At 64.3% G+C, this 14953-nt stretch carries 12 protein-coding genes; 6 read left to right on the top strand and 6 right to left on the bottom strand.

Annotation, left to right across the window (positions count from 1 at the left end):
- Positions 1–797 (top strand): MFS transporter (locus FFS45_RS17855; protein WP_137955944.1); only part of this gene is annotated, 797 nt, incomplete at its 5' end.
- A 15-nt stretch (positions 798–812) separates the two neighbouring features.
- On the opposite strand, the gene FFS45_RS17850 is transcribed toward FFS45_RS17855, so the two are convergent.
- The 5 genes from FFS45_RS17850 to aspT (FFS45_RS17830) form a co-directional block, all read right to left on the bottom strand.
- The gene (locus FFS45_RS17850; RefSeq protein WP_137955943.1) at positions 813–1052 is read right to left on the bottom strand and encodes a hypothetical protein; all 240 of its coding nucleotides are present in this window, start codon (positions 1050–1052) and stop codon (positions 813–815) included.
- A 352-nt stretch (positions 1053–1404) separates the two neighbouring features.
- A complete protein-coding gene (locus FFS45_RS17845; protein WP_137955958.1) occupies positions 1405–2637 on the bottom strand; it encodes an alanine--glyoxylate aminotransferase family protein in 1233 nt (410 codons plus the stop codon).
- Positions 2638–2879: 242 nt separating this feature from the next.
- The gene (locus tag FFS45_RS17840) at positions 2880–4523 is read right to left on the bottom strand and encodes a bifunctional aspartate transaminase/aspartate 4-decarboxylase (RefSeq protein ID WP_137955942.1); all 1644 of its coding nucleotides are present in this window, start codon (positions 4521–4523) and stop codon (positions 2880–2882) included.
- Between the two features lie 202 nt (positions 4524–4725).
- Positions 4726–6408 carry an aspartate-alanine antiporter gene (aspT, locus tag FFS45_RS17835; protein ID WP_137955941.1) on the bottom strand — a complete coding sequence of 561 codons (1683 nt, stop codon included), beginning with the start codon at positions 6406–6408 and terminating at the stop codon, positions 4726–4728.
- Between the two features lie 88 nt (positions 6409–6496).
- On the bottom strand, positions 6497–8179 hold the full coding sequence (gene aspT / locus FFS45_RS17830) for an aspartate-alanine antiporter (protein ID WP_137955940.1): 1683 nt from the start codon (positions 8177–8179) through the stop codon (positions 6497–6499).
- A gap of 545 nt (positions 8180–8724) precedes the next feature.
- Between aspT (FFS45_RS17830) and FFS45_RS17825 the strand changes: the two genes are divergently transcribed.
- Complete coding sequence (locus tag FFS45_RS17825; RefSeq protein WP_137955939.1) at positions 8725–9720, top strand: LysR family transcriptional regulator; 996 nt, start codon at positions 8725–8727, stop codon at positions 9718–9720.
- Positions 9721–9750: 30 nt separating this feature from the next.
- Positions 9751–10749, top strand: coding sequence for a 2-hydroxyacid dehydrogenase (locus tag FFS45_RS17820; RefSeq protein WP_137955938.1), 999 nt, complete (start codon positions 9751–9753; stop codon positions 10747–10749).
- 13 nt (positions 10750–10762) lie between these two features.
- On the opposite strand, the gene FFS45_RS17815 is transcribed toward FFS45_RS17820, so the two are convergent.
- Positions 10763–11287, bottom strand: coding sequence for a hypothetical protein (locus FFS45_RS17815; protein WP_137955937.1), 525 nt, complete (start codon positions 11285–11287; stop codon positions 10763–10765).
- 174 nt (positions 11288–11461) lie between these two features.
- On the opposite strand from FFS45_RS17815, the gene FFS45_RS17810 reads away from it, so the two are divergent.
- The 3 genes from FFS45_RS17810 to FFS45_RS17800 all read left to right on the top strand — a co-directional run bounded on the left by FFS45_RS17810 (position 11462) and on the right by FFS45_RS17800 (position 14914).
- On the top strand, positions 11462–12286 hold the full coding sequence (locus FFS45_RS17810; RefSeq protein ID WP_137955936.1) for a crotonase/enoyl-CoA hydratase family protein: 825 nt from the start codon (positions 11462–11464) through the stop codon (positions 12284–12286).
- Between the two features lie 208 nt (positions 12287–12494).
- Positions 12495–13661, top strand: a complete 1167-nt coding sequence (locus FFS45_RS17805; RefSeq protein WP_137955935.1) for an MFS transporter — start codon at positions 12495–12497, stop codon at positions 13659–13661.
- 95 nt (positions 13662–13756) lie between these two features.
- Entirely contained in the window at positions 13757–14914 is a 1158-nt protein-coding gene (locus tag FFS45_RS17800; protein WP_137955934.1) for an MFS transporter, read from the top strand.
- The last annotated feature ends 39 nt before the right edge of the window (positions 14915–14953 follow it).

Raw genomic sequence — 14953 nt, 5'->3', positions numbered from 1 at the left:
TCGGGCGGGTGGGCGTGTCGCACAATGCGCGTGTGATCTCGTGGAACGGTATCGCCACTTACGGGGCGCTCGCGATCGGCGCGCCGCTCGGGGTGGCGATTGCGCATACGGTGGGCTATACGGCGCTAGGCATCGTGGTGATCGCACTGGCGGCGCTCGGCTACTACCTCGCCCGGCCGATCGCGGCTGTGCCGATCGTGCATGGCGAGCGGATGTCGTACCGCAGCGTGTTCATGCGGGTGCTGCCGCATGGGATTGGCCTCGCGCTCGGCTCGGCCGGCTTCGGCTCGATCGCGACCTTCATCACGCTGTTCTACGCGGCGCGGCATTGGCCGAACGCCGCGCTGTCGCTGACGGTGTTCGGCACGCTGTTTATCGGCGCACGCCTGCTGTTTGCCGGCACGATCAAGACGTACGGCGGCTTTCGGGTGGCGATTGCGTCGTTCTCGTTTGAATGCGTGGGCCTGCTGATGCTGTGGCTTGCGCCCGAGCCGCACTTTGCGCTGGCCGGGGCCGCGTTGACGGGTTTCGGCTTTGCGCTGGTGTTTCCGGCGCTCGGCGTCGAAGCGGTCGGACTTGTGCCGCCGGCAAGCCGCGGCGCGGCGTTGTCGGCGTACTCGGTGTTTCTGGACCTGTCGCTCGGGATTACCGGGCCGCTCGCCGGCTATATCGCGGGCGCGTTCGGTTACGGGTCGGTGTTTCTGTTTGCGGCCGTGGCCTCGGCGGCGGCAGTGGCGCTTTCGGCCATGCTGTATCTGCGCAACGCCCGGGTGCCCAACGCGCCGGCAGCAACCTGAGCGTCGTCCGTTCGCTTAGGGGAAATACACCTCATCGGTCGGCTGCGCGCCGCCGTTGCCTTCGCGGGCAACGCGCTGGCCGACCACCAGGCCGGCATCGTAAGCCGCCTCAAGAGCCCGCGTGAGATGTTCGATATTGACGATGCGGAAATCCGCCGTCGGTTTGCCGGTCGGCTCGAGTTTCTCGATGCCGAGGACTTCGGTAGAAATCGCCTGCAGAAGCGCGAGGCGTTCGTCGTAGATGGTGTTGCTCATTTTGTACCCCCTTTGCAGGCGGGGCGTGAGACCTCACTTGAGAAATCACTGTTGCCCAGGTTGTGGTGGATTTGCGTTGTCAGTCAATTGTAATAATAGTGAAGAGTGACGGATCTGGCGCGTGACGTGGGGTCGCAGTGGGTCTCAATATTTCCGGAACAGGCTGCAACTGTGTCAATCTGACGAGCAATTTCTGCAAATTGCGGCCAACGCGGGGTATCTGACAAGACAACCGGACTGCCAGCCGGCCCAGCGACCGGTTTGAAAACGGCTCAGACAGCGGCAAGCCGGCATGCACCGGCCCACCCAAACCTGCAAACCTTCAAGGCATCAAAACTTCAAAGCGCCACAACTAGCGGGGCGCGGCACCACCGCGTGCGCCACCCGAAAGCGACTTCTCGAGCGCGGCCACCCCGGCCGGCAGATCGACCGCCACGCCGAGATCCAGCACGGTCCGCCCCAGCGCGTGGAGCGTGCGGAACAGGTTGTGTTCGCGGCACTGCTCGCCCATCTGGCCGATGCGCACGATCGGCAAACCAAACGATCCGGAGATTTCCACCTGGTGCTGCCGCGAGATATGCCCGCAGATATCGCCGGGGCTCAGGCCTTGCGGCACCTCGATCCCAACCACCGAATTCAGCCGGCATGCCGCCGGCGTATAAAGCTGCAGGCCCAGCGCCGTGATCCCTTCCTGCAGCGCCACCGAGCATTTCAGATGGCGCGCAAAGCGCTTCTCCAGGGTCTCCGCGCACACGAGGCGCAGCGCCTCATGCAAGGCCAGCACGCCCGACACCGGCGCCGTGTAGTGATAGCCGGCGTTGTGCCAGAAATTTTCCGCGAGCGAGGCATCGAGACACCAGTGCGCGTTCGGCGCCTTGCGGCTTTTCACGCGCTCCCAGGCGGCGTCCGAGAACGCGATCAACGAGACGCCCGGGATCGACGAGAGCCCCTTCTGGCCGCCGGTAATCACCGCGTCGATACCCCATGCGTCCATCTCGAGCGGCATGGTGCTCAAGGTGCACACGGCGTCGACGATCACCAGCGCGCCCGCCGCTTTCGCCAGCGCGGCGATGTCCTTCAGATGATGGTTGACGACCGTATTGGAAGTTTCGCCCTGCACGATGGTGACGATCTCGGGCCGCTCGCGGCGAATCGCTTCGGCGACCTCGTCAAGACTCGCCACCGTGCGGTCCGCGACGTCGAGTATCGACACCTCGGCGCCCACGCGCCGCCCCATCTCGGCCATCCGCTCGCTGAAGAAACCGTTCTTGATGCTGAGCACGCGCGTGCCCGTCCAGGCCAGGTTGGAGATCGCCATTTCCATCGCGGCCGAGCCTGGACCCGCCACCCCCAGCACCCATTTCGAGTGGGTCTGGAACACGTAGCGCGCCATCGTCTTCACCTGGCCGATCACCTTCACCATCGTGCCGCCCAGATGATTGATGACGACCGTGTTGGCCTTGGCGACGGCGGCAGGAATCGGCACAGGGCCGGCGCCCATCATCAGCAGGGGTTCTTCGGGGAGGATGGCGTCGAGCGATTCGACGTCCGGACACGGTACGGGTGTGGAAGATGTGGTCGGCATGATCGGTACGAAGGAAGTGACGGTGCTCAAGGTAAAAACGGCCTCGCCAACAGTGACGCTGGCGAGGCCGCTTTCATCCTGAACAACGATCATTCACCGATCCGGGCGATTGTGCAAGTTTTTTGACAGCGCGCTTGACTGTACTTTCGACCGTACTTTCGACTGCACGCTTGACCGCACTTCTGACCGCACTGAACGCCCTCGCGCGCGGACTCGCGGCCCGCGCTCACGTCCTCACAGGCTCACTTCACCGCGTGCTTGTCGAGCTTGCTGCCCGTTTCCTGGTTGTAGCGGTCGACATACTCCTCGATCAGCTTGCGCATGGCGCGGCCAATCTGGCGATAGTCGGACTCGTTGAGATTCGCGAGCGACACCCGGCCCGACGGATGCTGCGTGCCGAAGCCCTTGCCCGGCAAAAGCACCACCCGCGCCTCGCGTGCAAGGCGAAACAGCAGCTCGCTCGGCTCAGTATTCCTGAGCAGCCATTCGACGAACTTGCGGCCAAACATCCGTTCGCCGAGAAACTCGATGTCGAGGATCGTGTAGTAGTCGACCTGGTTCGGATCGTCGTCCTCGAACGAAATGCCCACCTCTTCGTACAGCGCCTGCTTGCGGCTGCGGATCAGGCGCTTCAGCGCGTTCTTGTACGCATCGGGCGTATCCATCAACGAGAACAGCGAGAACAGCACCATCTGCACCTGCTGTGGCGTCGACAAACCCGCGGTGTGGTTCAGCGCGACGGTGCGGCTGTCGGCCACCAGGCGGTCGATAAACTTCAGCTTGTCCGGCTCCGTGGTGATCGACTCGTAGCGCGTGTGCAACTCCTTCTTCACGTCCTTCGGCAATTCGGCGAGCAGCCGGTCGAGCACGTTGTCGCGATGCGTTGCGATCGTGCCGAGGCGCCAGCCGGTCGCGCCGAAGTACTTCGAATACGAGTACACGAGAATCGTGTTCCTCGGCGCAAGCGCGAACAACGACACGAAATCGTCAGCGAAGGTGCCGTACACGTCGTCGGTCAGAAGGATCAGGTCCGGCCGTTCCTTGACGATCTCGGCGATGTATTGAAGGCTTTCGTCGTTGATCTTCACCGAGGGCGGATTGCTCGGATTGACGAGGAAGAACGCCTTCACCTTCGGGTCGCGCAGCTTGTCGAGTTCCTTCTTCGAATACTGCCAGCCGTTTTCCACCGACGCTTCGAGATTCACGACATCGAGCTGGTAGTCGTTCAGACGCGGAATTTCGATGTACGGCGTGAAGATCGGCATGCCGAGCGCAATCGTGTCGCCGGGCTTGATGAGCCGGTTTTCGCGCATCGTATTGAAGATGTAGGTCATCGCCGCGGTGCCGCCTTCCACCGCAAAAATATCGAACTCGCCGACAAACGGATGCTTGCCGATCATCTCGCGGCGCAGGTACTGGCCGACGATGATCTCCGAGAGCTTCAGCATGCGGTCCGGCACCGGGTAGTTCGACGCCAGGATGCCTTCACACATTTCGTACAGGAAGTCGCCGGCCGACAGGCCCAGCTGATCGCGCACGTACGAGACCGCGCCACGCAGGAAATCGATGCCTGGCACACCTTTGTTTTCCCGCAGGAACAGATCGAAGCGCTCGGTCAGTCCGTCGCGGCGCGGGAAGCCGCCCACCCCTTCAGGCATGAACGCAAACGAACGTTCCGATTCGCGCATCGCGAACAGACCGAGCTGCCAGAAGCCGTGGCGCGGAACCGTCGCGAGGAAGTTCGGGTTGCCACGACCGGCGTTGAGCATCGACGCATTCGCGGCGCGCTCCACCGCGCCGCCACCGGCCGCCTTGATGAGCTCGTCCTTCAGTTCGAACGGGCTGAGTGCGGCGAGCTTCGCCTGTTCGCTGTTGCCTTTTGCCATGATGCGTTCTCCATTGCAAGGGTGAAATTCGCCGGCGGGGGCGCACTCGTGCGGCAGCGCCGGCGAGAAGGAATACGGTCAGGAATACAGATAACTGCGCAGATAACCGCGCAGATAACCGCGCAGATAACCGCGCAGATAACCGCGCAGATAACCGCGCAGATAACCGCGCAGATAACCGCGCAGATAACTGCACAGATAACTACACGAGACCCACGACGAGCGGCCCGAGCAGGGTCAGCGCCACGTTGGCGATCGCATAGGTGATGGCGAACGGCACGGTGGGCACCGCGCTTTCCGCCTTGTCGAGCACGCCGCCGAAAGCCGGGTTCGCACTGCGCGAACCGGACAGCGCGCCGGCGAGAATCGCGGAGTTCTTATAACCGAGCACATAGCGGCCAAACAGCATGGTCAGCAGCAGCGGGAACAGCGTGACAAACACGCCGAGCAGGAAGATCGTCATGCCGCTTTGCTTGACCGTCACCACCGCCTGCAGGCCGGAATTCAGACCCACTACCGCGACAAATGCAGCAAGCCCGAAGTCCTTCAGCAACTGCGAAGCAGCCGAGGGCAACACGCCATACATCGGATGCTTGCCGCGCATCCAGCCGAACAGCAGCCCCGCCAGCAGGCAGCCGCCGCCCGAACCGAGCGTCAGCGGAATACCGCCCACATTCAGCACGATCAGGCCGATCAGCAAACCGAGCACGAGACCCACACCCATGTAGATGAAGTCGGTCTTGTTGCTGTACGGCAGCTCGTAACCGGCCGCGTCGACGGCGCGCTTGGTGTCTTTCGGCGAACCGTAGAAGGTGATCACGTCGCCGTGCTCGAGCCTGGTTTCCGGCAGGATCGGCAATGGCTGACCGGCACGCGTCGCGCTTTCGATATACACGCCGTGACGCAGATCGCGGTCCACGTTCCGCCGCACTTCGGCGATCGTCGTGTGATTCATGCCCTTGCGCGTGAACACGCCCTGGCGCGTCTGCATCACCACGCCAATGTCCTCGACATTGGCGATTTCGTTGCCGTTCGCGCCGAACTCGACCACCGCCTCGCGGCGGCCCACCACCAGCACTTCGTCGTCGAGTTCCAACGCCAGATCGGGCGTCGGTTCCAGGTTCTTGCCGTCACGCCTGATCCGCTCGATCGTCATCATGTCCTGATGCTGGGTCTCGACTGACTTGACCGTTTTCCCGGCGCTGACATCGATCTTGTAGGCACGCCCCACCATCTCCGGCAACGCGGACAACTGCCCCGCGGCCCGCGCCGGCGCATCGCCGGCCAGGTCCTTCTCTGCCTCGATCGACGCCTCGCGCAAGCCCTGTCCCATGAACTTGGGCAGGATATTCACGCAGACGATGATCGCGCCGAGCGAGCCGAACACGTAGGTCACCGCATAAGCGATTGCAACGTCGGATTGCAACGACTTGATCTGGTCAGCAGGCAGGCCGAGACGCGCAATTGCATCGCCCGCGGTGCCGATAATGGCCGACTGCGTCAGCGCACCGCCCGCAAGGCCCGCCGCAAGCCCCTTGTTGAGGTGGAACAGCTTCGCGCACACGACCACCGTCACCAGCGCGGACACGGCAAGAAATATCGCCATGGCGATTTCACGCAGCGTCTTGCGGTTAAGCGAGTTGAAGAAGCCCGGCCCCGAGTCGTAGCCGACCGCGTAGATGAACACGGCGAACATCACCGACTTCACGCCGTTGTCGATGGTGACGCCGGCCTGGCTGATCACCACGGCGGCGAGCAGCGAGCCGCCCACTCCACCTAGCTGGAACTTGCCGAAATTGATCTGGCCGACGTAGTAGCCGACCGCCAGTGAGAGAAATAGCGCTATCTCAGGTGACTTGTGAAAGATGCTATGTAGCCAGTCCATTGTGCCCTCGCTATGAATGTTGAGCGTACTGCCTGTTTTGCCTGCGGGCGGACGACGCGGCACTCCCGTCCGCTGCCCTCTGCGATGCCTAGCCGAACTTGCCGGCCAGCCCGACGACCACGGGCCCCATCAACGGCAACAGGATGTTGGAAAGCGCGTAGGTGATCGTGTAGCCGATCACCGGTGTCGAATTGCCGGTCACGCCGACCAGCGCGCTGATTGCCGGTGTGCTGCACTGCTGCCCCGCAATCGCGCCGAGCAGCATCGGGGTTTCGAGTTTGAGAAACATGCGGCCGATCCATAGCGACAGGAGCCCGGGCACCAGCACCATCAGAATCCCGACGAACGGCAACGCAACGCCGTATTCGCGGACCAGCTTGATCGCATCGGGGCCCGCCGAGAGCCCGACCGCGGCGATGAAGGTGGCCAGCCCGAAATCCTTCAGGATCTGCGCCGCAGCGGAGGGCAGCGAGCCGACCAGCGGATAGCGCGAACGGATCCAGCCGAACAGCAGCCCCGAGAGCAGGCAGCCGCCGCCCGTGCCCAGCGCCACCGACACCCCGCCGATGCGGCCGCCCAGATGGCCGATCGCCATGCCGAGCAGGACACCCAGCCCGAGATACACAAAATCGGTTTTCTGCGTGGCGGGCAGCACGTAGCCGAGCGCGAGCGCGCCACGCGCTACGTCGGCCTTGGCGCCGACCAGCGTGAGCACGTCGCCGCGGTTCAACTCGGTGCCCGGCAAGGCGGGCACGCGTGTCTCGAGCCGTGTCACGGCGGCGATGTAGACGCCCCGCCCTCGCTCCGGGTCTGCGCGCTCGCGCATCTGGGCAACGGTGAGACCGTGCGCCTCGCGCCGCGTCAAGACCACGTCCACGCGCTCGATGGAGAGCGCGCCGAAGCGTTCGTCGATCACTTCCGTGCCGATCGCCTGGGCAGCCGTCACCAGTGCCTCGCGCCGTCCGGCCACCAGCGCAAGATCGCCGGCGGCGAGCGGCAGGTGCGGTTCGAGCGGCACGCTTGCGCCGGCGCGCTGCACCTGCTCGACAGTCAGGTTGCCGCCGTAGCGTTGCTCGAGCGCCTTGATGGTCAGTCCGGCCGCGGGGCCGATACGGAACACCCGGCTGACCAGCGCAGGCGCCCCCATGCGCCGGCCTTCGTCCAGCGCCCCGTCACCGCCCAGCTTGCGCCACACGCGCCCGGCTTCCTCGCGCAGATTGACGCGCAGCAGCAGCGGCGCAAACTGGCTGGTGAACAGCACGATGGTGATCAGGCCAAACAGGTAGCTGACGCTGTAAGCGGTCACGATGTTGGCCTGCAAGCGGGCAGTCTCCGCGTCGGCAAAGCCCAGCTTCGCGATCGCCTCGGAGGCCGTACCGATTACGGCCGACTCGGTGGCGGCGCCCGCCAGCAGTCCCGCCGCCGTGCCCGCATCGAGCCGCAACGCGAGCACCGCGATCATCACGAGCACCAGCACCGAGACGATTTCGACAATCGACAACAGTCCGTAGCGCCAGCCACGTCCGATATTGGCGAAGAATTGAGGACCGCCGGTAAATCCCAGCGCAAAGATAAACAGGGCGAAGGCGATGTTTTTCAGGTCCGGGGCGAGCCGCGCACCCGTCTGTCCCAGCAGGAGCGCCACAATCAAGGTGCCACAGACACCACCGAGCTGAATTGGCCCAATCCTGAGCGAACCAATCAAATATCCGAGAGCGAGACTCGCAAACAGCGCGATCTCCGGTTGCGACCTGAGCAATTCAGCGATCATGTTCTGGTTCGCCGCTTTACCGTGAATTTATAACAAATGTGAAAAAAAATGCCTTGAAATTTACAAAAACGATTCTCGACATTCTTTATGGACGCGACAAGCCAAACGCCGCGCGGGCGTGACATAGGTCATTCAACTGACGAATCATTGCAACATCATGACGCGCCGGGCATCTGCCCAGCCAATGCGGCGCTGCGGCGAAGGCGGGCAATGCAAGGTGGATTGGAAAGGCGCATGGATTCCTCGTGAAGTGGTTCAACCACCGGGAAACACGCTTATCTGGACAGTCCGCCAGTCAATTGCTGCTCGAATCAGGTAAATTCGGCCAATTCCTGATCCCTCTCAGGCAGTTAGACAACTTACGAAATGCGCATACCGTCAATTTCGCAAGCCTGCTCAATAAATATTGTAATTCCAGGTAATAGTCAATATTATTTTTGTCAGAAGTCGCAGCATCCCTGGCCAGGACGATTCCTTGATTTTGCAGTTGTGCCGCTGTGTGAAACACCACCCGGCTTTCCAACAAGCACAAGAGGCGAATTCCAATGAACCAGATCCACGCAATGCGCGTATTCGTGAGAGTGGCGGAGACTGAGAGCTTCCGCCGCGCAGCCCAGCAACTTTGCGTCTCGAATGCGCTTGTCACGCGCTCGATCGCCACACTCGAAGCCCATCTGAACACCCGCCTCATCAATCGCACGACCCGTAATCTCGCGCTGACCGAAGCAGGCACACGCTACCTCGAAGGTTGCCGCGGACTGCTCGAAGAACTCGACCGCCTTGAAAGCGCCCTCGGCGACACCCAGGCTGAGCCGGGGGGGACGCTGCGGCTCGTCGCTTCCGGCGCACTCTCGCTGTTTTCGCTGACTCCCTTGCTGGAAGGCTTCCGCCGGCGCTATCCGAAGGTCAAGGTGCGGCTCACGCTGACCGACCGGCGTGTGGACCTGATCGAAGAGGGTTACGACGCCGGCATCGTCACCGGTTGCCTCGCGCCGAACCACGATCTGGTCGAGAAGCCGATCGGCACGCATTCGCTGGTGGTATGCGCGGCGCCCGCCTACCTTGCCGAGCACGGTGAGCCGCGTGTACCCGGGCAACTCGCGCAGCACGGCTTCATCGGACTGCCGGCTGAGCAGCACAGCGCCAACTGGCACTTCACGGGACCGGCGCTGCACACCGAAGAAATCGCATTGCAGCCGGTGTATTCGGTCAACAGCGCGATGATGGTGCGGCTCGCCGCGATAGCCGGAATGGGCATTGCGATCCTGCCCCGCCAGATGGTGGCCGACGACCTCGCAAGCGGCGCCCTGACACGCGTGATGGCGGATCACAGGGTGGACGACCCCGACGTCAAGATGTCGATTGTCTATCCAAAGCGCCAGTTCCTGCCGGCAAAAACGCGCTCGTTCGTCGAGCATACGCTCGCCCATTTCCTGCAGGCCGCATTCGGCGCTGATGACACAGCGCCACCGGCCCAGATCCTGCCGCCCGCCCTGGGCGGAGAACGGCTAACCAGCCTGCATGCGGCACGCGAGGATTAAACTGGGGGCATCCCGTCCACGGAGTGCCTCATGCGCATGATCCTGTTCAGCAGCCGCCAGTACGACTGCGACACGTTCCAGGAAGCGAACGCCGCCTACGGGTACGAGCTGCACTTTCAGGAATCGCACCTCGACGCCGAAACCGCCGTCCTCGCGGAGGGCTTCGAGGTAGTCTGCCCATTCGTCAACGATTGCGCCGACGCCGCCGTCCTCGAACGTCTGCACGCGGGGGGCACGCGCCTGATCGCGCTGCGTTCGGCCGGCTTCAATCACGTCGACCTGGCGGCCGCACAGCGGCTGGGGATAGCTGTGATGCGCGTGCCGGCCTATTCGCCGCATGCGGTCGCCGAACATGCGGTGGGCCTGATTCTCGCGCTCAATCGCCGTCTGCCGCGTGCTGCGGCGCGCACGCGCGAGGGTGACTTTTCGCTGCACGGATTGCTCGGTTTCGATCTGCACGGCAAGACCGTGGGCGTGATAGGCACCGGGATGATCGGCCGCGTGTTCGGCCGGATCATGGCGGGCTTCGGCATGCAGGTGCTCGCGCACGATCCCGGCACGCCGGCAGACGACCTGCTGGCTCTTGGCGCACGCTACGTGCCGCTCGAAACGCTGCTCGCGCAAAGCGATATCGTCAGCCTGCACTGCCCGCTTGTACCGGCCACCTACCACCTGATCGACGAAGCGGCACTCGCCAGGATGAAGCGAGGCGCGATGCTGATCAATACGGGACGCGGCGGCCTCGTCGAAAGCAATGCGCTGATCGGCGCGCTCAAGAGCGGGCAGCTCGGAAACCTCGGGCTCGATGTCTACGAGGAAGAAAGCGGCCTGTTCTTCGAGGATCACTCGAACGTGCCGCTGCAAGACGACGTGCTGGCGCGTCTGTTGATGTTCCCCAACGTGATCGTGACCGCTCACCAGGCGTTCTTCACCCGCGAGGCGATGAACGAGATCGCCCAGACGACGCTCGGCAATGTGGCGGCCTGGCTCGATGGCGCGCCACGCAACCTGGTGACGCCGCGCGGCTAGCGCGACACGCGGCCTAGCGCCCTTCGCTGTCCATGGTCTGACGAATCGCGGTGCGTGCGTCGTCGGCTGCGCCGCAGACCTCACGCAGCAGGGCCGCCTCGCGCTCGTGGACTTCGACCGGAAACCAGCGGGCCCCGGCTTCGGCCAGGTAGCGCGCGCGGTGCTGGCCGTTGCGGAACGCCACCACACCCTCGTGCTCGAGCCTGAGCCAGCCCATTACACCGGGAGCGCGACGCGTCGACACGGTCACATACGGCATCTGCGGGATGCGAGGATTCTCCGGATCGAGAAACTCGCGGATGCCGCGCACCTTGCCCGCATGCCACTCGGCAACAGGTTTCAGCACATAGTCTGTGTTGTCGCGGTTCGCGCATTCGAGCAGCTTGCGGGCGTCGACCAGCACCACCTGATGGCGTGTCGCATCGGCCACGAACACGCGCTTCAGGCGCACATGGTCGTACCACGGGTGATCGTGCAGAGGAACGATCCATGTCGGTTCGGCCATGGAAGGTTCGGGAATAGGCGTGGGCGATAGCATGAGCAATAACAGGTGCAGACTCGACAGGCGCTTACCTCAGCACCCGCCCTGGTAAAAAAGCGCTTACGCTACGGTTCGTCCATGAAGTATATGTGACAACGGCCAGCATTAATCAGCCAGCATAAGACTCTATCGGGCGTAATCCGGCTGATGCTGGCAGTCAGGGAGACGGCAATGACTTCGGAACACTTCGGCGACCACGTGAGAATCGAAGCGGACGATGCTAGCAGTGCAGGCAGCGCGGTCGCCACGATCGTGCTCGAACGGCCGGCACGCCGCAATGCCGTCGACCGCCCGACCGCCGATGCGTTGAGCGCCGCATTCCGGCGCTTCGAAGCCGAGCCCGCGTGGCGCGTCGCGGTGCTGTTCGGCGCTGGCGGCACCTTCTGCGCGGGTGCCGACCTGAGCGCACTCGGCGACGAAGCCCGCCGCAACGAACTGCACGCCGACGGCAGCGGCCCTGGCCCGATGGGACCGACCCGTATGGCGTTCAGCAAGCCGGTGATTGCCGCGATTGCCGGCTACGCGGTCGCAGGCGGCCTTGAACTGGCCGCGATGTGCGATCTGCGGGTGGTCGAAGAAGATGCCGTGATGGGCGTGTTTTGCCGGCGAGTCGGCATTCCGCTGATCGACGGCGGGACGATCCGCTTGCCGCGGCTGATCGGGCTATCGCGCGCACTGGATCTGATCCTGACCGGGCGCGCGCTCGATGCTCAGGAAGCCCTGGCATTCGGGCTCGCCAACCGGGTGGTGGCGCGCGGCGCCGCACGGGCCGCGGCCGGGCAGCTCGCCGCGGAACTCGCCGCGTTTCCGCAGGCTGCGCTGCTGGCGGACCGCCGCTCGGCCCTCGAGAACAGCGCCCTCGACGATCTGCCGGAAGCGTTGCGCCGCGAAGGTGCGGGCGGCTATCAGGCAGTTTTTGCAGAAGGTGTCGCGGGCGCGCTGCGGTTTGCAGGCGGCGCCGGCCGTCATGGCGAGGCGCTGACGCCGGACGCGTGACGCCACGCCAGCCAGGTGCCGGCACGGCTGCGGCGGGCTGTCCGGCGCCGCTATTCGGCGAAAAACAACACCTTGATCCGCCCCCAGCAGCGCCGTTTTAGCTTAGGTACAATCCCTTACTTGTTTGCCCTGCCTGCGCCCGCGCTCTCGCTCCGAAAACGCGCGCCGGCCACGCGCGCCGCGCGGATTTCGCACCGATCGCCCCATCATGCCTTTGCCTCTGCTTGCCCTTGCCGTTGCCGCGTTTGGAATCGGTACCACTGAATTCGTCATCATGGGCTTGCTGCCCGATGTCGCGCGCGATCTGGCCGTGTCGATTCCGGCGGCCGGCATGCTGGTGTCGGCCTATGCGCTCGGCGTGACGATCGGTGCGCCGATTGTCGCCATTGCGGTCGCCAACATGCCGCGCAAGAAGGCGCTCATGAGCCTGATCGGTGTCTTTATCATCGGCAATCTGCTGTGCGCCGTCGCCCCCAATTACGCCGTGCTGATGGCGGCGCGAATCGTGACGGCGTTCTGTCATGGCGCGTTCTTCGGCATCGGCTCGGTGGTCGCAGCGGGCCTCGTGGCGCCGAACCGGCGCGCCCAGGCCATCGCCCTGATGTTCACCGGCCTGACGCTCGCCAACGTGCTCGGCGTGCCGCTCGGCACCGCGCTCGGCCAGGCCGTCGGCTGGCGCGCGACGTTCTGGGCGGTGACCGGTATCGGCGTGCTGGCCGCCGGCGCGCTGGCGCTGTGCCTGCCCGCGAAGATCGAGATGCAGAAGGCAAGTCTCATCCACGAATTCAGTGTGCTGAAGAACCCGCAGGTGCTGATGGTGCTCGGCATCAGCGTGCTCGCGTCGGCCAGTCTCTTCTCCACCTTCACGTACATCACGCCGATCCTCGAAGACGTCACCGGCTTCACGCCGCATGCGGTCACGCTGGTGCTGCTGTTGTTCGGCCTTGGCCTCACAGTGGGCAGCACGCTCGGCGGCAAGCTCGCCGACTGGCGCCTGATGCCTTCGCTGGTGGCGTTCCTGCTTGCCATCGTGGTGATCCTGACGATCTTCGCCGGTACGATGCACTCGCCAGTGCCCGCGATGATCACCATCTTCGTGTGGGGCGTGCTCGCTTTTGCCGTGGTGCCGCCGCTGCAAATGCTGATTGTCGATCGCGCGAGCCATGCCCCGAATCTGGCCTCGACGCTCAATCAGGGCGCCTTCAATCTCGGCAACGCCACGGGTGCGTGGCTCGGCGGGATGGCAATCGGCGCGGGGGCGCCGCTGACCACGCTGCCGTGGGTGGGTGTCGCGGGAGCTATCGGTGCGCTGGGTTTGACGCTGTGGTCGGCATCGCTGGAGCGTCGTCCGCCGCGCGCTGCGGTTCCCGGTTAAGCCAGGCTCTCACGCTGCTGATATCGCGACCCGCGTCGCTATGTCAGGCTGCGCATGACAGCGCATGACACATGGGCGGTGTAGCATCTCGCCCGATGAAAGTCATCTTCACACGCGATTTTCTCGCACTCATTCTTAGCGTCGCCGTAGTCGGACTCGGCAGCGGCGCCACCCTTCCCCTCACCGCCCTCGCGCTGACGCAGGCGGGTTACGGCACCGATGTGGTCGGCCTGCTGACCGCCGCGCAAGCAGGCGGCGGCCTGCTCGTGGTGCCGCTGGCCGGCTGGATCGCGGCGCGCTTCGGCGGCCGGCAAGTGATTGTCGGCGCCGTGCTGGTGGTCGGCATTGCCACGGCGCTGATGCAGTTCAGCACCAGCCTGTTCGTCTGGGGCGTACTGCGCGTCTTATGCGGCGCGGCGTTGATGCTGCTGTTCACGATCGGCGAAGCATGGGTCAACCAGCTCGCCGACGACGCCACACGCGGCCGCGTCGTCGCTATCTATGCGACCAACTTCACGCTGTTCCAGATGGCCGGGCCGGTGCTCGTCAGTCAGGTGGCCGATTTCAGCGCGTGGCGCTTTCTGCTGTGCGGCGCACTCTTCATGTTGGCGCTGCCGGCGCTCGCGGCAATTCGCTCGACGCCGGCCGCCGCCGATGAGGCAGAGGTTCACGGAGGCTGGCGGCAAGTGCTGCCGCTGATGCCCGCGCTCGTGATCGGCACGGGCTTCTTTGCGCTGTTCGACACCATCGCGTTGTCGCTGATGCCGCTCTTTGCAATGGCGCACGGCATCTCCGGCGAGGTGGCCGTGCTGTTCGCCTCCGCGCTGCTGCTCGGCGATACGACGATGCAGTTTCCGATCGGCTGGCTCGCGGACCGGCTCGGCCGCGAACGCGTGCATATCGGCGCCGCGTTGGTCGTCGTGGTGCTGTTGCCGCTGCTGCCGTGGGCGATCTCGTCGCCGTGGCTGTGCTGGTCATTGCTGTTCGTGCTGGGTGCCGCGGCGGGGTCGATCTATACGCTATCACTGGTGGCGTGCGGCGAGCGCTTTCGCGGCATGGCGCTGGTGTCGGCCAGTTCGCTGGTGGGAGCGTCGTGGAGCGCCGCGAGCTTCGGTGGACCGCTGATTGCCGGAACGCTGATGAAGAGCGTCGGCAATGATGCGATGATCGGCGTGCTGCTGGTCAGTGCACTCGCGTTTCTGGCGGCGGTGTGGTGGGAGCGGCGGCGTGGAGTCGTGCAGGCGTTGCAGTGACCACGATCGTGCGCGAGCATGCGTGCCTGAAAGGGCGCG

It is taken from the genome of Burkholderia sp. 4M9327F10 (assembly GCF_005503145.1).
Taxonomy (GTDB): domain Bacteria; phylum Pseudomonadota; class Gammaproteobacteria; order Burkholderiales; family Burkholderiaceae; genus Paraburkholderia.
The sequence above is the reverse complement of the archived record's forward strand: the minus strand, read 5'-3'. Positions and strand labels throughout refer to the sequence as shown.